23 protein-coding genes and 1 pseudogene are annotated in these 21,600 nt (G+C 49.4%); 11 read left to right on the top strand and 13 right to left on the bottom strand.

Going from position 1 to position 21,600, the window contains the following annotated elements; translation table 11 throughout:
* Positions 1–18 precede the first annotated feature (18 nt).
* Entirely contained in the window at positions 19–1,632 is a 1,614-nt protein-coding gene (gene mppA / locus FDW88_RS00245; RefSeq protein ID WP_115258343.1) for a murein tripeptide ABC transporter substrate-binding protein MppA, read from the top strand.
* 42 nt (positions 1,633–1,674) lie between these two features.
* Here mppA and FDW88_RS00240 read toward each other — a convergent pair whose 3' ends face one another.
* The gene (locus FDW88_RS00240; protein ID WP_115258344.1) at positions 1,675–2,235 is read right to left on the bottom strand and encodes a MarR family winged helix-turn-helix transcriptional regulator; all 561 of its coding nucleotides are present in this window, start codon (positions 2,233–2,235) and stop codon (positions 1,675–1,677) included.
* A gap of 115 nt (positions 2,236–2,350) precedes the next feature.
* Here FDW88_RS00240 and FDW88_RS00235 point away from each other — a divergent pair, with 115 nt between their 5' ends.
* Complete coding sequence (locus FDW88_RS00235; RefSeq protein ID WP_096756901.1) at positions 2,351–2,581, top strand: glutaredoxin domain-containing protein; 231 nt, start codon at positions 2,351–2,353, stop codon at positions 2,579–2,581.
* Between the two features lie 65 nt (positions 2,582–2,646).
* A complete protein-coding gene (locus tag FDW88_RS00230; protein WP_115258345.1) occupies positions 2,647–2,928 on the top strand; it encodes a Rho-binding antiterminator in 282 nt (93 codons plus the stop codon).
* A gap of 16 nt (positions 2,929–2,944) precedes the next feature.
* Here the strand turns inward: FDW88_RS00230 and FDW88_RS00225 are convergent, their stop codons facing one another.
* Entirely contained in the window at positions 2,945–3,715 is a 771-nt protein-coding gene (locus tag FDW88_RS00225) for a DeoR/GlpR family DNA-binding transcription regulator (protein WP_135911930.1), read from the bottom strand.
* A gap of 104 nt (positions 3,716–3,819) precedes the next feature.
* On the opposite strand from FDW88_RS00225, the gene FDW88_RS00220 reads away from it, so the two are divergent.
* A complete protein-coding gene (locus FDW88_RS00220; RefSeq protein WP_115258347.1) occupies positions 3,820–4,203 on the top strand; it encodes a VOC family protein in 384 nt (127 codons plus the stop codon).
* 4 nt (positions 4,204–4,207) lie between these two features.
* A pseudogene (locus tag FDW88_RS22785) lies at positions 4,208–4,306 on the top strand (cupin domain-containing protein); the annotation flags it as partial.
* Positions 4,307–4,348: 42 nt separating this feature from the next.
* Here FDW88_RS22785 and FDW88_RS00210 read toward each other — a convergent pair.
* Positions 4,349–5,380: a mechanosensitive ion channel family protein gene (locus tag FDW88_RS00210; RefSeq protein WP_115258348.1), complete on the bottom strand. Its 1,032-nt coding sequence runs from the start codon at positions 5,378–5,380 to the stop codon at positions 4,349–4,351.
* A 249-nt stretch (positions 5,381–5,629) separates the two neighbouring features.
* Here FDW88_RS00210 and FDW88_RS00205 point away from each other — a divergent pair, with 249 nt between their 5' ends.
* On the top strand, positions 5,630–5,890 hold the full coding sequence (locus tag FDW88_RS00205) for a DUF2534 family protein (protein ID WP_096756906.1): 261 nt from the start codon (positions 5,630–5,632) through the stop codon (positions 5,888–5,890).
* Between the two features lie 48 nt (positions 5,891–5,938).
* Here FDW88_RS00205 and uspE read toward each other — a convergent pair whose 3' ends face one another.
* The 4 genes from uspE to ogt all read right to left on the bottom strand — a co-directional run bounded on the left by uspE (position 5,939) and on the right by ogt (position 9,557).
* Complete coding sequence (gene uspE / locus FDW88_RS00200) at positions 5,939–6,886, bottom strand: universal stress protein UspE (protein ID WP_137361793.1); 948 nt, start codon at positions 6,884–6,886, stop codon at positions 5,939–5,941.
* A gap of 202 nt (positions 6,887–7,088) precedes the next feature.
* Entirely contained in the window at positions 7,089–7,904 is an 816-nt protein-coding gene (locus tag FDW88_RS00195) for an APH(3')-I family aminoglycoside O-phosphotransferase (RefSeq protein ID WP_115258349.1), read from the bottom strand.
* 190 nt (positions 7,905–8,094) lie between these two features.
* Positions 8,095–8,847 carry a fumarate/nitrate reduction transcriptional regulator Fnr gene (gene fnr, locus FDW88_RS00190; RefSeq protein WP_135911931.1) on the bottom strand — a complete coding sequence of 251 codons (753 nt, stop codon included), beginning with the start codon at positions 8,845–8,847 and terminating at the stop codon, positions 8,095–8,097.
* 194 nt (positions 8,848–9,041) lie between these two features.
* Positions 9,042–9,557, bottom strand: a complete 516-nt coding sequence (gene ogt / locus FDW88_RS00185; protein WP_137361792.1) for a methylated-DNA--[protein]-cysteine S-methyltransferase — start codon at positions 9,555–9,557, stop codon at positions 9,042–9,044.
* 224 nt (positions 9,558–9,781) lie between these two features.
* On the opposite strand from ogt, the gene smrA reads away from it, so the two are divergent.
* On the top strand, positions 9,782–10,345 hold the full coding sequence (gene smrA, locus FDW88_RS00180; RefSeq protein WP_137361791.1) for a DNA endonuclease SmrA: 564 nt from the start codon (positions 9,782–9,784) through the stop codon (positions 10,343–10,345).
* A gap of 11 nt (positions 10,346–10,356) precedes the next feature.
* On the opposite strand, the gene FDW88_RS00175 is transcribed toward smrA, so the two are convergent.
* Both FDW88_RS00175 and FDW88_RS00170 read right to left on the bottom strand, forming a co-directional pair.
* Complete coding sequence (locus FDW88_RS00175) at positions 10,357–11,589, bottom strand: sensor domain-containing diguanylate cyclase (RefSeq protein WP_137361790.1); 1,233 nt, start codon at positions 11,587–11,589, stop codon at positions 10,357–10,359.
* Positions 11,590–11,613: 24 nt separating this feature from the next.
* Entirely contained in the window at positions 11,614–13,770 is a 2,157-nt protein-coding gene (locus FDW88_RS00170) for a bifunctional diguanylate cyclase/phosphodiesterase (protein ID WP_137361789.1), read from the bottom strand.
* Between the two features lie 417 nt (positions 13,771–14,187).
* Here FDW88_RS00170 and FDW88_RS00165 point away from each other — a divergent pair, with 417 nt between their 5' ends.
* The 4 genes from FDW88_RS00165 (at position 14,188) to dbpA (ending at position 18,345) form a co-directional block, all read left to right on the top strand.
* Positions 14,188–15,354, top strand: a complete 1,167-nt coding sequence (locus FDW88_RS00165) for a methyl-accepting chemotaxis protein (RefSeq protein ID WP_137361788.1) — start codon at positions 14,188–14,190, stop codon at positions 15,352–15,354.
* A 148-nt stretch (positions 15,355–15,502) separates the two neighbouring features.
* On the top strand, positions 15,503–16,486 hold the full coding sequence (gene zntB, locus FDW88_RS00160) for a zinc transporter ZntB (protein ID WP_137361787.1): 984 nt from the start codon (positions 15,503–15,505) through the stop codon (positions 16,484–16,486).
* Between the two features lie 274 nt (positions 16,487–16,760).
* Positions 16,761–16,943: a hypothetical protein gene (locus FDW88_RS00155; protein WP_096756916.1), complete on the top strand. Its 183-nt coding sequence runs from the start codon at positions 16,761–16,763 to the stop codon at positions 16,941–16,943.
* Positions 16,944–16,971: 28 nt separating this feature from the next.
* On the top strand, positions 16,972–18,345 hold the full coding sequence (gene dbpA / locus FDW88_RS00150; protein WP_096756917.1) for an ATP-dependent RNA helicase DbpA: 1,374 nt from the start codon (positions 16,972–16,974) through the stop codon (positions 18,343–18,345).
* 104 nt (positions 18,346–18,449) lie between these two features.
* Here dbpA and ttcA read toward each other — a convergent pair whose 3' ends face one another.
* The 4 genes from ttcA to ompC form a co-directional block, all read right to left on the bottom strand.
* On the bottom strand, positions 18,450–19,385 hold the full coding sequence (gene ttcA, locus FDW88_RS00145; protein ID WP_137361786.1) for a tRNA 2-thiocytidine(32) synthetase TtcA: 936 nt from the start codon (positions 19,383–19,385) through the stop codon (positions 18,450–18,452).
* Positions 19,386–19,583: 198 nt separating this feature from the next.
* Positions 19,584–20,018, bottom strand: coding sequence for a universal stress protein UspF (gene uspF / locus FDW88_RS00140; RefSeq protein ID WP_115258358.1), 435 nt, complete (start codon positions 20,016–20,018; stop codon positions 19,584–19,586).
* 81 nt (positions 20,019–20,099) lie between these two features.
* A complete protein-coding gene (locus FDW88_RS00135; protein WP_137361785.1) occupies positions 20,100–20,312 on the bottom strand; it encodes a KTSC domain-containing protein in 213 nt (70 codons plus the stop codon).
* A 149-nt stretch (positions 20,313–20,461) separates the two neighbouring features.
* Positions 20,462–21,592 (bottom strand): porin OmpC, encoded by a 1,131-nt coding sequence (ompC, locus tag FDW88_RS00130; protein ID WP_137361784.1) that lies wholly within the window; start codon positions 21,590–21,592, stop codon positions 20,462–20,464.
* Between the last annotated feature and the right edge of the window lie 8 nt (positions 21,593–21,600).

Below are 21,600 nucleotides of genomic sequence, written 5' to 3'. Positions count from 1 at the left end.
CAGATTTGAGGGTATCTTATGCGGCATTCTGTTCCAGTAACCTGTTGTGCGCTGTTGGTTAGCAGCATTTCCTTGTCCTGGGCTGCGGATGTACCCAGCGGTACGGTACTGGCAGAGAAACAAGAACTGGTGCGTCATATCAAAGATGAACCGGCCTCGCTCGATCCGGCCAAGGCTGTGGGGTTACCAGAAATTCAGGTCATTCGTGATTTATTTGAAGGGCTGGTTAACCAAAACGAAAAGGGCGAAATTGTGCCTGGCGTTGCCACCCAGTGGAAGAGTAACGATAACCGTGTCTGGACGTTTACGCTGCGTGATAATGCCAAATGGGCCGACGGTACGCCGGTAACGGCACAAGATTTTGTTTACAGCTGGCAGCGTCTGGTTGATCCGAAAACACTGTCTCCGTTTGCCTGGTTTGCGGCGCTAGCCGGGATCAATAATGCGCAGTCGATTATCGATGGTAAAGCCACTCCCGATACGCTGGGCGTTAGCGCGGTAGATGCCCGCACCTTAAGAATTCAGCTGGATAAACCGCTGCCGTGGTTTGCAAATTTAACGGCTAACTTTGCGTTTTATCCGGTACAGAAAGCCAATGTTGAAAGCGGTAAAGAGTGGACGAGACCGGGTCATTTAATCGGTAACGGCGCGTATGTATTAAAAGACCGCGTGGTTAACGAAAAATTGGTGGTGGTACCGAATACGCATTATTGGGATAACGCCAATACCGTGCTGCAAAAAGTCACCTTCCTGCCGATTAACCAGGAATCTGCGGCAACAAAACGTTATCTGGCTGGCGATATTGATATTACGGAATCCTTCCCGAAGAACATGTATCAGAAACTACTGAAGGATATTCCGGGACAGGTTTATACCCCGCCGCAGCTCGGCACCTATTATTATGCGTTTAACACCCAGAAAGGCCCGACGGCTGATTCACGCGTGCGTCTGGCGCTCAGCATGACTATCGATCGTCGTCTGATGGCGGAAAAAGTCCTCGGAACCGGCGAAAAACCAGCCTGGCATTTTACCCCGGATGTCACGGCGGGATTTACGCCTGAACCTTCACCGTTTGAGCAAATGAGTCAGGAAGAGCTGAACGCGCAGGCGAAGACGCTGCTGCGTGCGGCAGGCTATGGACCACAAAAACCGCTAAATCTGACGCTGTTGTATAATACGTCAGAAAACCATCAGAAGATTGCCATCGCCGTCGCGTCAATGTGGAAAAAAAACCTGGGCGTTGATGTTAAGTTGCAAAACCAGGAGTGGAAAACCTACATCGACAGTCGTAATACCGGTAATTTCGATGTTATCCGTGCTTCCTGGGTGGGGGATTACAATGAGCCGTCTACCTTCCTGTCGTTATTAACCTCGACTCACACGGGCAATATTTCGCGGTTTAATAATCCCGCGTACGATAAAGTGTTGACCCAGGCCACGATGGAAAGCACCGAAAAAGCCCGTAATGCGGACTATAATGCGGCAGAAAAAATACTGATGGAGCAGGCGCCAATTGCTCCGATTTATCAGTACACCAATGGTCGTTTAATTAAGCCATGGCTGAAGGGGTATCCGATTACCAACCCTGAAGATGTGGCATACAGCCGCAGCATGTATATTGAGAAGCATTAAATCTGGTATCGGCTGGGGAATTTTCGTGCCAGCCTTTTCCTGTTATTCCGGGGGCTGGTGCTCCCGGCAAATCAGCATTGAATCATCTTCACTCAACACCTCTTTCGTCAGATTACAAAATCCCTGACCCTTTATTTTTTGGTGAAACCGACAGCTATGGCACAGACCAAAGCCTGGCACATTGTGGGTCCGCTGAATTTCTCTTAGTAGTTCGAACAACAGTTCTTTTAGCTGCGTCGCGCGTTCACCCATTGCCGATTCGCCTGCCACTAAAAATGTGGGGGGAAGCAGCGCATCCAGTAAGGTGTTGGCTGACTCAGTTAACTGCAGATGAACGCTGCGTTTATCGCGATCATCCTGCTTGCGCACGATCAACCCTTTGGTTTCCAGAAGCTTAAGCGACTGGGATACCGTACCTTTGGTGAGACCGAGGTAATCCGTCACGCCGAGCGGCGTATTGGAATAGCGGTTGCAGCGCGCCAGATACATTAACGCGCTGAGCTGTACTGGTTGCAGCTCCGACAGTAATGGATGCTGGCGAAACCACATCCGCATCAGGCTAGAAAGCCTGTCCATAACGTCGAAAAGTGACATATCGTGCATAACAAAATCCTCCTCGACATATAGTATCGACTAAAAACTATATTGACAAAGTCTAAATCTATCGTAGTATAAATTATAGTATCGAATCGATACTATAATTCACAGGAGAGATATTATGAGCAAAGCCCGGTTTTATCATGCTGGTTGCCCGGTGTGCGTATCCGCAGAACAAACGCTGCTACAACATCTGTCCCCTGATGTGGAGGTTGATGTCATTCACCTGGGAGAACAGCCTGCTCGGGTGGCAGAGGCTGAGTTGGCTGGCGTGAAGTCTGTTCCGGCGTTGGTCATCGATGGCAATGTGCTGCATATCAACTTCGGCGCACCTATCGAAGCCTTGAAATAACACAAGCGTTCGGGGCGTTGCGCGGGCAATTTCCCGAACATCCGATCGAATGGTCAGGGGCCGTTATGTATTCCACAGAAAAGTATCACCCTGTTGATTGCGACCTTCATGATTATCTGGAGATCGCCTGCTTATACCGCTATATGCTGCGTATTGTGCTCACCGACGGCACAGTCTTTGATGCCAGAGCCGTGACGACACGAACAACGGCAGGTAAAGAGGAGTATTTGGTGGTTGAAAGGCAGGAAAGTCCGCAAAACATTCGTCTGGATTACCTGTCAGCCATCACCGCGTTAACGGCAGGGGCAAAATTTAGCACTGTGCTATTTGCCTCTGTGACTCGTTGACGTCACAGAGAGAGCGTTACACGGTATAAATCCGGATGTCGTGCGCCTGAAAAGCGGTGCCATACTGTTTGCTTATGTTTTCCTCTACCACTATCACATCGATTTCGCTGCTCTGAGCGACCACATATCGGGCCACTGCGGGGATCTTATCTGCCGTCAGCGCGACAATGGTTTCATTGCACTGCTTAATCACCGCTCTCTTGAACTCACAGTCGGCATAGTCAAACCCGGTTAAACCGGATTCCGGTGCCATTGCGCAGCCGCCAATAAATCCTTGGTCAAACAAAATGCCCTGCACCTGGGTTATCGCGGTGGTGCCTACACTTCCACCGGATGAGCGCTGTATCGGGCCACCGAGGATTATGACATCGTACAACGGTTTCTTGAGCAGAGCGGTGGCTATTTCCGGAGAATTAGTCACAACGGTCAAAGCAAGCTCGGCGGGTAACGCTTCAGCCATCGCCAGATTGGTGGTTCCGCTATCAATAAAGATACAGCTGCCGGATTTGACCAGTCGGGCACAGCGTTGCGCGAGGCTACTCTTTTTCGCCGTATTTTTCGTTTTCCTCACCGACATATCTTCAGATTCCGGCAAAGAAATGACGGCGCCACCGTACACTTTTTTGCAGACACCTTCTTTACTTAGCTCATGCAAATCCCGACGAATTGTGTGTTCTGACACGCCGAGTCGACCGGCAAGCTCGGAACAGACAACCCTACCGTTTTCCTGCAGGATTTGATAAATCAGCGACTGACGTTGTTCCGGGAATGCAGCATAATCGAGCATCAAAACTCCTGGTAAAATAAATATCGAGCAACAATAATCATGATCGTGCATTATGACTGGTATTGTCAATGTCCCTTAATGGGCGTGTTTGAGAGAGGCAGGTGATGAAGATTGCACATATGGCGCTGTGGACACAGGATCTCGAGCGGCAGGCCCGTTTCTGGGTCACCTTTTTTGGCGGTGAGATTAACGAAAAATACGCCAGTAAAACTAATCCCGGGTTTGAATCCTATTTTGTCAAAATTGGCGAGAGTATTGCGATTGAGTTAATGACTAAACCCAGCCTGAGCCAGGTGGTGCCCGACAATAACACCACCGGGTGGGTACATCTGGCGATCTCTGTTGGTGGGGTAGAGAACGTCGACTCAATATCAATGCGCGCCAAACAGCAGGGGATCCTCGTCTCCGGTCCGCGTACCACTGGAGATGGCTATTACGAAGCGGTCATTCACGATCCCGACGGCAATTTAATTGAGATTGTTGCATAACGCGAGTTGGTTTGGGCATATCGCGGTGGAAATCCCGGCTCCAGGCGCCTCGAACGAATGGCTGGAACCCGTGGCCGACGAAGAATACAACCCACTTCCCTGATTGATAGACTAATAAGACGCGGGGTTCCGCGCCTTATGCCTTTTAATGAGCAGAAGCCTGAGGCTGAGGATTATCCATATACAGCGTCTGGCTGGGGAAGGCAAAGTCAGCGCCGTTTTCCTGGACCAGGGTGATAATTTTCAAATAAACATCCTGCTGTACGGCAAGCCACTCCTGCCACACGGTTGTCTTGGTGAAGCAGTAAACCATAATATTCAGCGAAGAATCGGCAAACTCATTAAAGTAGACCAGTAGGGTCTGCTTCTGGTCAATTCCAGGGTGATTTTGCAGCATTTGTCTGATCGCATCGACAATCGTGCTTATTTTATCGGCATCCTCATACCGCAACCCGATCACCGTTTTTATCCGTCGATTGCTCATCCTGCCCGGGTTTTCTACGCTAATTGATGAGAAAATCGAATTGGGCACATACAGGGGACGATGATCGAAGGTGTTTATTTTGGTCATCCGCCAGCCAATTTCGGTCACCGTACCTTCGATGTTTCTGTCCGGGGAGCGGATCCAGTCACCGATGCTGAACGGTCTGTCAAAATACAGCATGATACCTGAGAAGAAATTGCTCAGAATATCTTTCCCCGCCATACCGACAGCAATACCACCGATACCGCCGAAGGTTAACAGGCCAGACAGGCTCATACCAAAATGCTCGCCGTACAGTAAAACGATGGCGACGACGATCGTAATCTTAATAATACGCGACAGGATCCGCGCACTGGTAATGTCCCGGCCTTTGTTGATCTGCGTTTTTTCAAACTGGTTAATCACCAGAAAGAGCTTTGTAGTTAAAATCAATGCAATCAACGAGGTACAAAGAAAATCGACCACACTGGGCGAGACAAATGTCAGTTTATAGCTGTCGATAACGTTATTGGCGATGCTGCCAAACGTACCGATAATAATGGCATAGACGAAAAACTGCGCCGCGTGGAATATAAATCCTTTGCAGTGTTTTTCACTACGATGAAACCAGACGCTCATCAGCACTAATGCTGCACAGCAACTGAGAATGACCGTCAGATTAAAGGCATTATTCATAAACAATTTAGCGATCATGATTCTCCCTGGCTACTCCGTGTTAGCAAAATATCATCTGACATCCTGATCCTCAGGTATTTTACCTGTAACAGGCTGTCATATCATTCATCATGAGGAGATAGAAATAATACAATTAGCGCTATTTTCAGTTGAATAACGCGGGTGTCAACCCCGTAGGCAGTTTATGTAGCAGACAGTGAGTTGATGTCATGGTATTGTTATTGCAAAGTGACAATATTTTCATCTGCACAAGAAAAGGACGAGACTATGATCATGGCTAAGCTGAAGACAGCTAAGGGAAGAAAATTTCTGTTGTGTCTGCTTGGGGTGTTTATCATCGCCGCATCGGTGGTGACGCGTGCCACTATAGGTGGGGTGATTGAACAGTACAATATCCCGCTGTCTGACTGGACGGCTTCCATGTATGCCATCCAATCGGCAATGATTGGCGTCTACAGTATGGTGTTTACTATTCTGCTGGCAATCCCGCTTGGGATCTATTTCCTTGGCGGCGAGGATAAGCACTAAGCGCTTATGATGCCGGATGACATCGTCATCCGGCAGGTTGCTGCGTGATCAATCGTCTTCGTCGTCCAGTTCAACCGGCGTCTGATACTGATCGGGCTTAATGACCAGCAGATCGCAGCGTAGATGGTCGATGACCTGTTCCGCCGTATTGCCAAGGAATGCGGCAGAAATGCCGGTGCGCCCCACGGTACCCAGTACTACGATACCCGCCTGTAAATGCTCTGCCAAATCAGGAATGACCTCTTCAGGCAATCCTTTTTCAACGTGCGTGACTTTCTCATCGATGCTGAATTTCTGACGCAATGCCTTCATGGCCAGCAGGTGCTGTCCGCGAATCGCGTCGTTATAAACGCTAGGGTCAAACTCAGGCAGTTCAATGGCGATGTTGATTGGGGTAACAGGGTAAGCCCCCACCAAATGTACTTCGGTATGGTTAACCTGATCTGCGAGCATCAGCGTTTCTTTGACCAGCTTTTCGTTAAGCGCGTTGTGATACGCTTCTTCGCTGGCCAGGTTGACGGCAACCAGTGCCTTCCCGCCTTCCGGCCATGGTTGGTCTTTGACCATCCACACCGGACTTGGGCATTTACGTAATAAATGCCAGTCGGTTGGGGTGAAAATCACCGCCTCCAGGCGGTCGTGCTGGTGCGCCATTTTAAGGACCAGGTCATGCTTAGCACTGATGACTTCCTGGATGATGGCTTCGAAGGGACGGTTGTGCCAGACCACTTTAATATCAACAGGAATACCTGCATCAATATAGTATTTCGCTTGCTCGCGTATCCATGCCGTTCGCTGACTGATAACGCCTTGACGCATTGCCGTCCGCTCATCGGGCGACAACAGGGTAGTCATCTCATAGGAAAAGTCATAGATCGGCAAAAAGGCTTTAATTTTGCCACCAATCCGTTGATGCAAATAAACAGCTCGCCGTAATGCAGGTTGATCGTCCTGGTTCGGATCGATGACCACCAGCATGTTTTGATACATAGCCATACAGGGTCTCCTTACAACTGTCACCGCAGTTTGTCATTAAAAGAGTAACCCAATAATGTGGATTGAAACAGGGGAGAACCTCCTGCCAGATCAATAAATCGGGAGAATCCCGGTTTTTTGTCCGTATCCCACGAAATGAGAGCAACTGTTCTTAGCCGTTGTAACCCTTTGATGCCAGAACGGGTTGAGATTTCTCGTCAATTTAAAAAAACTCATCGAGCATCAAATGAAACTGCAACTTTTTCAGATCAGGGGTTGCGATGCCATATGTATGAAAAAGTCTATTCTGTAAAGACGGTGAAAAATCACCGAGACAGTTCCAGATAATGGCAAGATCCTGGTATCGATCGGCGATACCAACGCGACCAACATCAATACAACCCACCACTTCACCCTGGCTAATAATAAGGTTATCCAGTGAGAAGTCTCCGTGCGTCACCACGGAGTCGGGCGAGAAGGGTAAAAGGGACTGCATCTCATTCCAGACGTGTTCAACAGACCACCCCTTGCGCTCATCATCAAAATCATCAGCATCAACCAGACCGCTATTCATTCGTGTTTGCGCCAATGCGAGCCGAAACAAATGATCGCTGTTAAAAGGACAGTGGCTTACAGGGATCTGGTGTAACCGCTGCAGGAATACAGCAAGTGCATCAACAATACTATTCTGTGCAGCAGGGTATTCTTCTAACATCTGGAACGCAGTCTTGCCGGGTATCGCTGTTGTGAGTAGCAGCGCTTCATCCCCTGTGCGGGTAAAATGCTTGATAGCCGGAAGTGGTAAATAAGCCTTCAGCCAGTTAAGTCGGATCATTTCATCTGTAATATCGTCGGCAACGGTCCCTCTACCTTGCTTCAGGTACAATTCCGGCGCACCAGCTTTACTATACAATCGATAAATGGCTGCGCCAGATTGACCGACATGATCACGCGCCCATTGATAGCCCTTCAGGTCAGCGTCCAGACTTGTATGTAATTGCAGAGCTGAGCACTGCTTTTCCCTTTGAATATAATTCATAACATTCCTTTGTATTGTGACTGACTCATAGCGGATGCATTTGTTGTAAGCAGAAAACGGATACCAGACGGGCAAAGCGGAAAAGAGTCGATGAATGATGATTAGAGCAGAAGAGAACCTTCTGCCAGATCGTTAAATTGGGAACATTTAGCGATGTGACAGAAGGGTAATAGCGATGCTTGCAGAACGATTACGCTACGTTGCGCGAATGGCCAGCAAGAACAGCCAGCGCGTCGCTATTCTCGATAGTGATATATTTGCCTTTCACCGCTAGCATGCCGCTTTTCTGGAATCGACCCAGCAGACGACTGATGGTTTCTACCGTGAGGCCGAGATAGTTACCAATATCTCCGCGAGTCATGGTCAGGCGGAATTCGCGAGGCGAGAATCCACGTTGGGCAAAACGACGGGACAAATTGTAGATGAAGGCCGCTAAACGTTCTTCTGCGTTCTTCTTCGACAGCAACAGGATCATGTCCTGATCGCCTTTGATCTCGCCGCTCATCAGACGCATCATCTGCTGACGCAGATTCGGCATCTTACCGGACAGATCGTCCAGGGTCTCGAATGGGATTTCACAGACCATTGAGGTTTCCAGCGCCTGTGCAAAGCTCGGATGATGACCGCTACCGATGGCGTCAAAACCGACTAAATCGCCGGCCAGATGGAAACCGGTAATTTGCTCATCGCCTTGTTCGGTAATGGTATAGCTTTTAATCGTTCCGGAGCGGATAGCATAGAGTGATTTAAGTTCATCGCCTGCTTTAAAGAGCGTCTGCCCCTTTTGGATAGGCTTTTTGCGCTCAATGATATTATCGAGCTGGTCAAGCTCGTGCTCGTTAAGTGTGAACGGGATGCAAAGCTGGCTGATGCTGCAATCCTGGCAATGGATAGCACAACCGCCAGACTGAATGCGCCGTATAATTCGCTTTTCCGGGATCATAGGTCTGCTCAAGCCGTAATTGATATTTGTCAATTTTAACATCTTTTTGGTGAGCACGTAAGCCTGACCTACCCCTAAGAGAGAATAATTCAGGCATAAGCGAGTTGAATGTTTGTATCTGTTTGATTAACCGCACTTTATCTGCGGTTGCTTTATGTAGAAGTGTGATGAATAAGGCATTAATTGCCTGGATTCTAGAGTAGCAAATAGCCTTCATGGCGCAATAACCACTCTTTTCGCTGCACGCCACCTGCATATCCGGTCATGGTACCGTTGCGTCCAATCACGCGATGGCAGGGAACAACGATGCTGACTGGGTTAGAACCGTTTGCCGCACCCACGGCCCTGGCGGCACCGGGACGCCCCAGTTGTTCGGCCAGTTGCCCATAGTGCATCACCTGACCACAGGGGATCGCGCGTAGTGCTTGCCAGACTTCCCGCTGAAACGGGGTACCTGCGGTGGCCGTTTCCAGTGTGTCAATAATGCCCAGATTCCCCGCGAAATATTCAGACAACTTATCGCTTAACCCCCCGGGGTTTTTTGCGGCAATGCGCTGGTAGCCTTCAGCGCGATAATGAATATCCAGCAGCTGTTCCATACGATCGCTGTGCTGATCCCATTCGATGGCGCGCAGGCGAAATTGTTCATCGCAAATCACCCACAGTGGACCTAGCGGTGTTGCAATGGTGTCTTCAAGTAAATTAAGCATCCGTTTCTCTCAATACCGGCGGGACAATACCCGTGTCATCTGGCGGGCTTACACCTTATCACGCCAAGGATATTCACAGCTATACCCCCTAAGATCCACGACTTAAACCACCGAGTAGAATCGCCTGATTATTGGAGATAGCTGTAAACCGTTGTCGGTATAGTTGTCGGTATAATAGTGCGCAGTTATGATAATGACCGTCGCAAAATGCTGGAGGATGAAACATGAACCCCGATGACGCATCATTGTTTCTGGACGCTATGGGGGATGTTGAACCTCTGAAAGGCTGTACTGATATCCACTGGCAGCCTTCGCGCAATCCTCGTGCGCCAGCGCGTATTGATACGCTGCAGTTGGATAATTTTCTCTCGACGGGTTTTCTGGAGATCGTACCGTTGAACGAACCGCTGGCATTTCATCGCGAGGGGGTACAGCAGGGCGTTACCGATAAGCTGAGGAGCGGAAAGTATCCCCAGCAGGCGAGTCTCAATCTTTTGCGTCAGCCGGTCGAAACATGTCGTCAGATGTTATTCAGTTTTATCCATCAGGCCCTACAGGAGGGGCTGCGCAACGTTCTCATTATTCATGGCAAGGGACGAGACGATAATTCCCATGCCAATATCGTGCGCAGCTACGTGGCGCGTTGGTTGACGGAGTTTGACGACGTGCAGGCGTACTGCAGTGCACTGCCGCACCATGGTGGTAGCGGGGCATGTTATGTTGCACTTCGCAAAACGGCGCAGGCCAAACAGGAAAACTGGGAGCGCCATGCAAAACGCAGTCGTTAACGGCTGCGATCTCAGGCTGCCAGCACCCGGTTTCTGCCTTCGTTCTTGGCTTTGTATAACGCGTCGTCCACGCGTTTGAACAATTCATCAATGCTTTCATTCGCTTCGTGTCGTGCCACGCCGATGCTGACGGTAAAGCGGGGAAGGCCCGGGAGGCTGACACGGGCAACCGTCGCACGTAGGGTTTCTGCCAGATTAAGTGCAACATCGAGAGATGTACGTGGCAGGAGCAGCAAAAATTCTTCACCTCCCCAACGAAAGACCAGATCGTCTTTACGCGCGCAGGCTTCCAGCGTGCGAGCCAGCGCGCAAAGCACCTCATCGCCCTTCAAATGACCGAAGAGATCGTTAATGCTCTTAAAACGATCGGTGTCGATCAGTAACAAGCTATAGTCCTGCGTCAGCGGCATAGCGTGCGTTTGTTCAGCTTCAGTGATGTGATAAAAATGCCTGCGATTGAATAATCCGGTTAAGGCGTCACGCAGTGCAGCCCGTTCCAGTTCCTGCTCAAGGCGTTTTTGCTCGGTAATATCGTGAATAATGCATAGCATCAGTTTATTACCGTAAATCTCGATGGGGCCAGCGTAGGTTTGCACGTGACGAGTGCTGCCGTCGGCCAGTTTGTGGACAAAATGTAAGGGCTTATGGCCGCCAGGCAGATGCGCAATTTTATGCATCACCGGTAAGACGTGACGCCCCAGCATGTTAATTTCCCAGGTATGTTTCTGGCACATCACGTCATGGCTGTAACCATAAAAATTCAGTGCACTGAGGTTGGCGTCGACAATCAGCCCATCGCGAGACGGATCGATGAGCAGCATCGGCGCTGAGTTTGTCAGGAAAAAACGCGCGTAAAATCCCTGTTTCTTACGTTGGTAATTGGCGGAACGACTGGCTTTAAGCCCTTGTGCCGCCGGGGTTTCAATACCTTCAAAAAGAATGACGTCACCGCAATTAGCCAGATCTCTGATCGACAGACGGCAGGCCTGGGCAATTTCCTCTCCGTTCCGGCAAACTGTGAGAATTTCCACAATGTCATGCTGATTTTTCAGGTCGCTGAGATACTGGGTTAAGTCTGCCTGAGCATGGGTCGAAAACACCCCCTTCCTGAGGCGTGAGAAATCCGCAGCTTGCATGATTTCCCGCGCTACGGTATTGGCGAATACCAGGTCCTCGGTATAGGGCGAAACGAGCCAGACCGGAATGGTTAATAAATCCAGTGAATGCAGTTCGTTTGTGCTCATCGATAATCCCGTTATCTTCATTGGCTATGTTGCCGACCGACTGGCAACTAATATTTCTTTTTCAGTCTCACACGATATTGATTTCTGGTGAGACAATGCCTGTGCGGCCAGTATCGGTTTTACGCTGTTTTCTGTGTGCATCAATTCATGGATCTGATGTGCGGGCAGGGGCTTAGCAAACAGAAAACCTTGTAAAACTCTGCATCCCATTTGGGTGAGGAGTATTTCCTGCTCATGTGTCTCTATACCCTCAGCCACTACGCACATATTCATCGAGTGGGCTATGTCAATAATAGTAGACACGATTTTTGTATTTTTGCTGTTCTCACTAATATCTTTGACAAATATTCTGTCAATTTTTAATTCCCGCGCCGGGAGTGACTTTAACATCAGGATATTTGAATAACCGGTGCCAAAATCATCAATAGAAATGGTGATGCCGAGTGCAGAAAATGCATTCAAAACGTCGACGCTATGCTTTAAATTTTTAAGGGCTGTACTTTCAGTCAGTTCCAGCGTTAATTGTGTCGGTGATAGCTGATATTGCGCGAGAGCATTGCAGACAATATCGACGATATCATGCTGTTCAAACTGGGCGGATGAAAGATTTACGGCGAGCGTCCACTGGCTATGACCTTGCAACGCCCATTGGTGTAACTGAAAACAGGCCTGATGAATAACCCAGTCACCGACTGGAATGATCAGACCTGTCTCCTCAAGCGCGGGAAGAAATTCAGCAGGCAGCAGCATGCCGCGCTCGGGGTGGTGCCAGCGAAGGAGTGCTTCAAATCCGGTCAGCGTATGATCGCCTGCGGTATATTTAGGCTGATACCATAGCTCGAATTGATTACGCTCAATCGCCTGCGACAGTTCCTGTAAAAACGTCGGTGGCGTATCTGCGATTGCCTCCATATCTGGCGTGTATATTGCCCAACCGTTTCTGCCAGCCTGTTTAACATGGTACATCGCCATGTCAGCCTTCACTTTTAACTCATGCAACGTTGCGCCATGTTCAGGATAAATACTGCTTCCTGCGCTTAACGACACCCGAAGAGAATGTCCACATAGCGTAAACGGCTCTTTGATAACATTGGCAATACGGGCCAGCAGGTTGGAGATAGCCTCTCTGCCGCTATTCGGAACCAGCAGCATGAATTCATCCCCACCCAACCTTGCGAGGGTCATAGTGTCATCAAGACAGGTATAGATGCGTTGAGTACTGGCGATCAGCAGTTGATCGCCCATGTGATGACCCCAGGTGTCGTTGACCACTTTGAACCGATCGAGATCAATAAAGACCAGCGCAAAAGGGTGTTGATGCAGCCTGGAATACTGCAGGCAGGCCTGTAGGCAGGCATCGATCTGGGTGCGGTTGGCAAGCCCAGTCAGCGGGTCAAAGTGGACCTGATGTTCGAGCTGACAGTTTAATTGATGCAAATTATCTGCCAGTCGTGATGTCCGTAGTTGGGCGTCCACCATCGAAATCACCAGCATTATCCCCAGGATCACCATCGTTATGGCGCTGACCCAAATGGAGAGTTCCAGCGTGGAGATCCCCTCGTGCGCGGTGTGCGTGACGTGAGTGAAAGTTGCAGCACTCATCCCGGTGTAATGCATAGACGCAATAGCCAGCGCCATAATGAGCGCGGCAATAAGGCGGTTGATCAACGCGCGCCGGGTATTTTGGCGTAAATGAAACGCCAGCCATAAACCCACGCCCGACGCCACGACGGCAATGACCACAGAGAGCAGAATAAGCCTGCGATCCCAGATAATTGCCACATGTTCAATAATGGCCGCCATGCCAACGTAGTGCATTGCCACTACGCCAGTGCTTAATAGACTCGTGGCGACAACCAGGCGTTTTGTTGAAAGCGTCTGACCCGATATGGCGATATTGATGGCAAACGTTGCACTTACAAGAGCAATGAGAAAAGAGCACGCGGTGAGTACGAAATGATAATTTATCGACATGCTCATTTTCATGGCCAGCATACCAATAAAATGCATTGACCAGATCCCCAGACCTAGCGTCGCACCACCGGATAACCGCCAGAAGGTCGATTCTCGTCGACTGGAGATTGCCACTTTTCCCGCACTGTCGAGAGCAATAAAAGAGGCAATAAAAGCGACTACAAAGGAAATCCCAATCAGTACAGGGTCCCACGACACGTGCAACATCGTACTACCTATAGATAAAAAGTCGTGATGTTAAATCTAGCAGGTTTTGTCAAGTTAACCCGATAAAACCAGGAATAGTCTTAATATTTCATCATGAGTATTAGCTTGAACCTCTCAAAATAGGAAATATTCTATTTTCGCTTATGTAAACATTCACCATATTTATGTTTTTGCGCATTTTGTGTTCGTGGTGTGCTCCTCATCACAATAATCTGAACGTTGGTGCGGTGACCCGCTTTGGCAGAGAAAAATGCGGCATTAATGAAAATCTAAACTGTAATAATACGCCTTAAGTGAAAGTGGGGTAGGGTCCAATTGAAAATTAAGGTTTCTGCGTAAGCGAATGGTAATCTGTATCGCAACTGCTATAAAAATTACTACCCGTATTTATATTATTTCTTGGTGAGCAGAGCTGAAATGTTGAAGAATATAAGCGTCAGGACATTTATTATTTCATTTGTGACATTAACACTTTTTATTCTCAATGTGATGGAGTTATTATTATCCACAGAGATTGATACTATTATTTATACTGACGTAGTGAGTCTGATCTCGATATTATGTCTGTGGTGGTACATGACAAAATATCTCGTTGAACCAATCAATACCGTCAAAAAAAGCATAGAAGAGGTCACGTCAGGGAATTTGGCGATCAGTATTCCTGAGTTCGGAAATAATTGCGCCGGGCGACTTATTCCGGGTATCAATAGCTTATCGAGTAATATTTCTGCGTTAGTCAGCGAAATCCGCACTTCTTCACGCACGGCGATGATGCTCTCTGAACAACTTGCGGACCGCAGTGCAGCGCTGTCGGTTAAAACGGAGCAGCAATCAGGGGCGTTAACGCAAACCTCTGCCAATATGGATGAGATAGCCATCAGTACACGTAATAATGCTGAGAATACGCAGTTGGCCAGTGCCCAGGCGAATATCGCTACACACTCTGCCCGTCAGGGGGGCGAATTAATGGTACAGGTTGCGACCAATATGCGCTCTATCACCGAATGCGCGCAGCAGATGACGGAAATCATCGCCCTGATCGATGGCATTGCTTTTCAGACGAATATTCTGGCATTAAACGCAGCTGTGGAATCAGCACGAGCAGGTGAGCACGGCAAGGGGTTTTCCGTGGTAGCGGGAGAAGTGAGGACGCTGGCCCATCGTAGTGCTGAAGCAGCAAAGAGTATTAAACGGCTGATTGATGAAACTCATTATAACGTGCGCGAAGGGGCGGCTATTGTCCGCGAAGCCGAAAAAAATATGCAGGATATCGTGGGCGGCGCCGGGCAATTGGACCAATTGATGGGGGAGATATTAACCACCACGCGGGAACAGGAGAAGGGTATCGTTAAGATTACCCAGGCCCTGGCAGAGTTGGAAAACGTGACTCAAAGTAATGCCATCATGGTCGATGAGTTATCGGATTCATCTGCCATTCTGAAAAATCAGGTAAACGACCTGCAGTCACGAACACATAAATTTCATTTAAGTAACACTCCGGAAAAAGAATTTTTCCCACAACCTCACGGCACCGTAACACCTTCGGGGTTCAGCCGACGGGATAAATACGGTCATTCATTCTAATCCTGTCGTCACCCGCGCCGACGTCGTCGGCGTTTTCATTTTTATTTAACTTTTCTGAATCATTTCAGCACAATGGGATAATGAGATATTGCTTAACATAATCTGCAGGCTAGACTAACGAAAAAGACTGAATGACTGTGGAGGCGCTGTGGAAGCCATTAGGGGAGCGGACGTTAATGTGCCGGATGCCGTGTTTGCCTGGCTACTGGATGGCCAGGGCGGAGTAAAACCGCTGGAAGATAACGATGTGATCGATGCTCAGCATCCCTGCTGGTTGCATCTTAATTATACCCATTCTGATAGCGCGAAGTGGTTGGCGACGACGCCTCTGCTTCCTAATATTGTGCGCGATGCGCTGGCCGGTGAAAGTACGCGCCCACGAGTCAGCCGGATAGGGGAAGGCACGCTGATCACCCTGCGGTGTATTAATGGCAGCACGGATGAGCGTCCAGACCAACTGGTGGCAATGCGTTTATATATGGATGAGCGGCTGATTGTCTCGACGCGTCAGCGTAAAGTGCTGGCGTTGGATGATGTGATCAGCGATTTGCAAGAAGGAACGGGGCCGAATGACTGTGGCAGTTGGTTGGTGGATGTCTGTGACGCGTTAACCGATCATGCCAGTGAGTTTATTGAACAGCTGCACGACAAAATTATCGATCTGGAAGACAATTTACTCGATCAACAAATCCCACCGCGCGGCTTTCTGGCACTGTTGCGTAAGCAACTGATCGTCATGCGGCGCTATATGGCTCCACAGCGAGATGCCTATGCACGTCTGGCGAGCGAACGACTGCCGTGGATGACCGACGATCAGCGGCGCCGGATGCAGGATATCGCCGACAGGCTGGGAAGAGGGTTGGATGAGATTGACGCCTGTATTGCCCGGACCGGTATCATGGCGGATGAAATTGCGCAGGTGATGCAGGAATCGTTGGCTCGCAGAACCTATACCATGTCGTTGATGGCGATGGTCTTTCTACCCAGCACATTCTTAACCGGATTGTTTGGCGTTAACCTTGGGGGAATTCCCGGTGGCGGCTGGCAGTTTGGTTTCTCATTGTTCTGTATTCTGTTAGTGCTCCTGATTGGTGGTGTTACTTTATGGTTGCATCGTAGTAAATGGTTGTAACAGCAACGTTTTTTACCGCCTCTGATGGGCGAAAACGTTTAATATTTTGAGCGAGGTCAATAAACTCTCTACCTATTCGGGGCAATATCTCTCTCGCAGGTGAATGCAACGTCAAGCGATGGGCGTTGCGCTCCATATTGTCTTACTTCCTTTTTTGAATTACTGCATAGCACAATTGATTCGTACGACGCCGACTTAGATTAGTCGGCTTTTTTTTGCCTGCAGGAAATGAGCGTCTACCCTAAAAGAGTCAACCTGAATGACTGGAGGGAATATGACCCGTCTCACGCTATTGCTACCGTTGCCCACACTCAACACCGACTCTGTACCGACCGATCCGGTACCTATTCCTGACCCGATACCTCGTCCGCAGCCGATGCCTGATCCACCGCCGGATGAAGAACCGATTAAATTGTCGCATCACGGGCGCAGATCTGCGAGGATACGCGCCTGCTAATTGTAAGTTCTTACCGCGAGATTAAATTGTGACCGCTTTTTCTACCCTGAATGTTTTACCTGCCGCTCAACTCGAGAATCTTAACGAGCTGGGTTATCTTGAAATGACGCCTGTTCAGGCCGCTGCGCTACCGGCGATCCTGGCAGGAAAAGATGTTCGCGTGCAGGCAAAAACCGGCAGTGGCAAAACGGCCGCGTTTGGTCTTGGACTGTTACAGCACATTGATGCCGCGCTGTTTCAGACGCAGTCGCTGGTCCTATGCCCCACACGTGAACTGGCTGACCAGGTCGCGGGCGAACTGCGTCGATTAGCGCGTTTCCTGCCGAATACCAAGATATTAACGTTGTGCGGTGGGCAACCTTTTGGCGCACAGCGTGATTCTTTGCAACATGCGCCACATATTATTGTCGCCACGCCGGGCAGATTGCTCGACCACCTGCAAAAAGGTACCGTGTCGCTGGAAGCCCTGAATACACTGGTAATGGATGAAGCCGATCGCATGCTGGATATGGGCTTTAGCGATGCCATTGATGAGGTGATCCGCTTTGCGCCTGCGTCACGCCAAACGCTGCTGTTTTCGGCGACCTGGCCGGAAGCGATTGCCGCAATCAGTGGCCGGGTGCAGCAAAATCCGTTAACGATTGAAATCGATACGGTAGATGCGCTACCGGCGATTGAACAACAGTTTTTTGAAACCTCCACACACGGCAAAATATCGTTGCTGCAAAAGTTGCTGAGTCAGCATCAGCCGGCATCGTGCGTTGTCTTCTGTAACACCAAAAAAGATTGCCAGGCCGTGTGCGACGCGTTGAATGCCGCAGGACAAAGTGCGCTGTCACTACATGGCGACCTGGAGCAGCGCGATCGCGATCAGACGCTGATTCGTTTCGCTAACGGTAGCGCGCGCGTGCTGGTGGCAACCGATGTTGCAGCACGTGGCCTCGATATTAAATCGCTTGAGCTGGTGGTGAACTACGAACTGGCATGGGATCCGGAGGTGCATGTACACCGTATTGGACGTACTGCGCGTGCGGGTAACAGCGGCCTGGCCATCAGCTTCTGTGCGCCAGAAGAAGCCCAGCGTGCCAATATTCTTTCTGAAATGCTGCAACTTAAGCTGAACTGGCTACCTGCACCTGGCAACGGTTCAATTGTGCCGCTTGAGGCCGAGATGGCGACGCTGTGCATTGATGGCGGCAAAAAGGCAAAAATGCGTCCGGGTGATGTTCTGGGGGCATTGACCGGTGATATGGGGCTGGATGGGGCCGACATTGGTAAGATTGCCGTGCATCCGATGCATGTCTACGTGGCCGTTCGTCAGTCCGTGGCGCATAAAGCGTGGAAGCAGTTACAAAACGGTAAGATTAAAGGCAAAACCTGTCGGGTTCGCCTGTTGAAATAAATGTCCGTTGGAGTGCCTGATGGTGCTCTACTTATCCGGCCTACAGGCGTTTATGCATGTCGTAGGCCGGATAGGACGTTTACGTCGCCATCCGGCATGATAAATTACTTCACTTCAACCACGTTCAGGCGTAACTCATCCAGCTGATTTTCATCTTCTTCCGGCTGCCAGCCAGCAGGTTGCAGCGGGATCTCTTCGCGATCGAACGCTAAGTCACCGCCGTCAACGACCGCTGAGCCGTGTTTAATACCTTTAAAGTCGAACAGATTGATATCGCTAAGATGCGAAGGCACCACGTTCTGCATTGCGCTGAACATGGTTTCAATACGGCCCGGGTAGCGTTTATCCCAGTCACGCAGCATGTCAGCAATCACCTGACGCTGCAGGTTCGGTTGTGAACCGCACAGGTTACACGGAATAATCGGGTAGCCTTTGGCTTCTGCAAAACGCTCAATGTCTTTTTCACGGCAATAGGCCAGCGGACGAATGACGATATGTTTTCCGTCGTCGCTCATCAGCTTCGGTGGCATACCTTTCATTTTCCCGCCGTAAAACATGTTTAAAAACAGCGTTTGCAGGATATCGTCGCGGTGGTGTCCCAGCGCAATTTTCGTGGCACCGAGTTCGGTTGCCGTGCGGTACAGAATGCCGCGGCGCAGGCGAGAGCACAGTGAGCAGGTTGTTTTCCCTTCCGGAATTTTGTCTTTGACGATCCCGTAGGTATTCTCTTCGACAATTTTGTACTCGACGCCCAGTTGTTCCAGATACTCCGGCAGAATGTGTTCCGGGAAACCGGGCTGTTTCTGATCCAGGTTAACCGCAACCAGAGAAAAACTGATCGGCGCGCTTTTCTGCAAATTGCGCAGGATCTCCAGCATGGTGTAGCTGTCTTTCCCACCGGAAAGGCACACCATAATGCGATCGCCATCTTCAATCATGTTGAAGTCGGCAATCGCTTCGCCCACGTTACGACGCAGACGCTTTTGTAATTTGTTCAGGTTATACTGATCTTTCTTGCTAATTTCTTGATTTTGCGACATTTAATAGAGGCTCAATTCATAGTGTGGCATCAGAAGAGAATGCATCACGCCGGATTGTCCGGCAAAAGAAGTCTGATATAAAAACTGTGGCGTGTATGGTACGGATAAGCGGGAAAAATGTCAGCACATTTAGGTCAGGAATCGCGGGGTAAAAGAGGTAGAAATGAAAAGCCCGCAGCGATGTGCGGGCCAGAAAACTTAGCGGACGACCAGAACCGAACACTCCGCATGCCGCACTACAGCTGCGGCGTTGGAGCCAAGCAGATAAGTGGTGATGTCAGGTCGGTGCGAGGCAATAATGACCATATCTGCGGGTAATTTCCTGGCAAGCTCCAGAATTTTATCTTTTGGCGAACCTTCAACGACATGAACGTGAATTCTGTCTGCCGGGATATTGAACTTCTTGATCATCTCTTCCAGTTGAGATTTCGCTTCGGCCTTAAGATCGTCCATGGCCGGCAACTCAGCCGAGTAGGCCAGTCCAAGCGAAGCATAATAGGGCAATGACGGAATAACGGTCAGAAAATGGACCTGTGCATCGTCAATTCTTGCCTCGGCTTCTACATGGGCAATAACACGTTGAGTTAATTCTGAGTCTGAAATATCGATGGGTACAAGAATCGTTCTGTTCATAAAACCTCCTGTTTAAGTATCCTCCTAAAGCTTACCGCGTAATGGCACTTTATGTACAATGACAGAGATCACATTTTGGCATCACTTTATTTTGAGTTCAGGGAACTTGCCTTTTATTACGCCATCGTAAAACCGGCCTTTTGAGACCACTGTCAGGAAATCTCGAAAGATACGCGCCGGGACCGCGTGATATTGCAGGATTTCCGTATGGTGAAAACGAATTTCTAACGTGCGGGATGATTCGTCATAACCGACGGATGCAATACGGGATGATTTAACGGGGTGATGATTCATTGCAGGCATCCTCTGCGGCGAGTGTGAAGGCAATATATCATCTATCAGGGATGTGTTTTAACGCAACAGATATAATGTTTTGATCTAGATAAAACGCAATTACGGCGCAGGGGGTGGGAGTAGCCCGCTGTTTCCAGCGGGCTGACAGATTAGAACTGGTAAACCATACCCAGTGCTACAGTGTCATCGGTAGAGATGTCATTTTGGGTGTAGAAGCTGTCGTCTTCATCCAGCAGGTTGATTTTGTAATCAACGTAGGTGGAGAAGTTTTTATTGAAGTAGTAAGTCGCACCTACGGAAGCATATTTAACCAGATCTTTGTCACCGCTGGTGCCTGCAGGACTTGCTGCATTTCCTGGCATGGACAGATCCTGGCCTTTAGACATCAGGAAAGAAACTTCCGGACGCAGACCGAAGTCGAACTGGTATTGCGCAGTCACTTCAAAGTTCTGCGTTTTGTTGGCAATAGTATTATTGCTACCGTCTGAGCCGCCATAAGGGGTCATATTACGGGTTTCAGAGTACATGGTTGCCAGGTAGATGTTGTTGGCGTCGTATTTCAGGCCAGCAGTCCAAGCATCAGCTTTGTCGCCGCCAGCGGTAGAGTGATTAACCTGCTCGTTGGTACGGTCAGAAGAGGTATATGCCGCACCGAAGCTGACGCCCATACCCAGATCGTAGGTAGAAGACAGACCGAAGCCGTCACCGTTGGAGTTCTTCATATTACGATCGTCACCACCGTTATTGGTGCCTTCTTGCTCCGGTGACTGATTTTCGTTCGCGCCCTGGTACTGCAACGCCACGTTCAGACCATCAACCAGGCCGAAGAAATCGGCGTTACGGTAGGTTGCTACGCCGTTGGCACGACCGGTCATGAAGTTATCGGCTTTGGTGTAAGAGTCACCGCCGAATTCTGGCAACATATCGGTCCAGGCTTCTACGTCGTACATCACGCCGTAGTTACGACCGTAGTCGAATGTGCCGTAATCGCCAACTTTAATACCCGCGAAAGCCAGACGGGTCCAGGAATCGCCTTTATCACCTTCTGTACCGTTTGCCTGAACCTGATATTCCCACTGGCCATAGCCGGTGATCATATCATTAACCTGAGTTTCGCCTTTGAAACCCATACGCATATAGGTCTGATCGCCATCACTGCCAGCGTCATCAGAGAAATAGTGCAGACCGTCTACTTTACCGTAGAGATCTAATTTATTGCCGTCTTTATTATAAACTTCAGCAGCGTGAGTAGCGCCTGCAGCTAAGGAAGGTGCGAACAAGTTCCTGA

The sequence above is a fragment of the Citrobacter sp. wls829 genome (genome assembly GCF_005280825.1).
Taxonomy (GTDB): Bacteria; Pseudomonadota; Gammaproteobacteria; order Enterobacterales; family Enterobacteriaceae; genus Citrobacter; species Citrobacter gillenii.
Note: the sequence above shows the minus strand (reverse complement) of the source record. Positions and strands in the feature narration are given on the sequence as shown.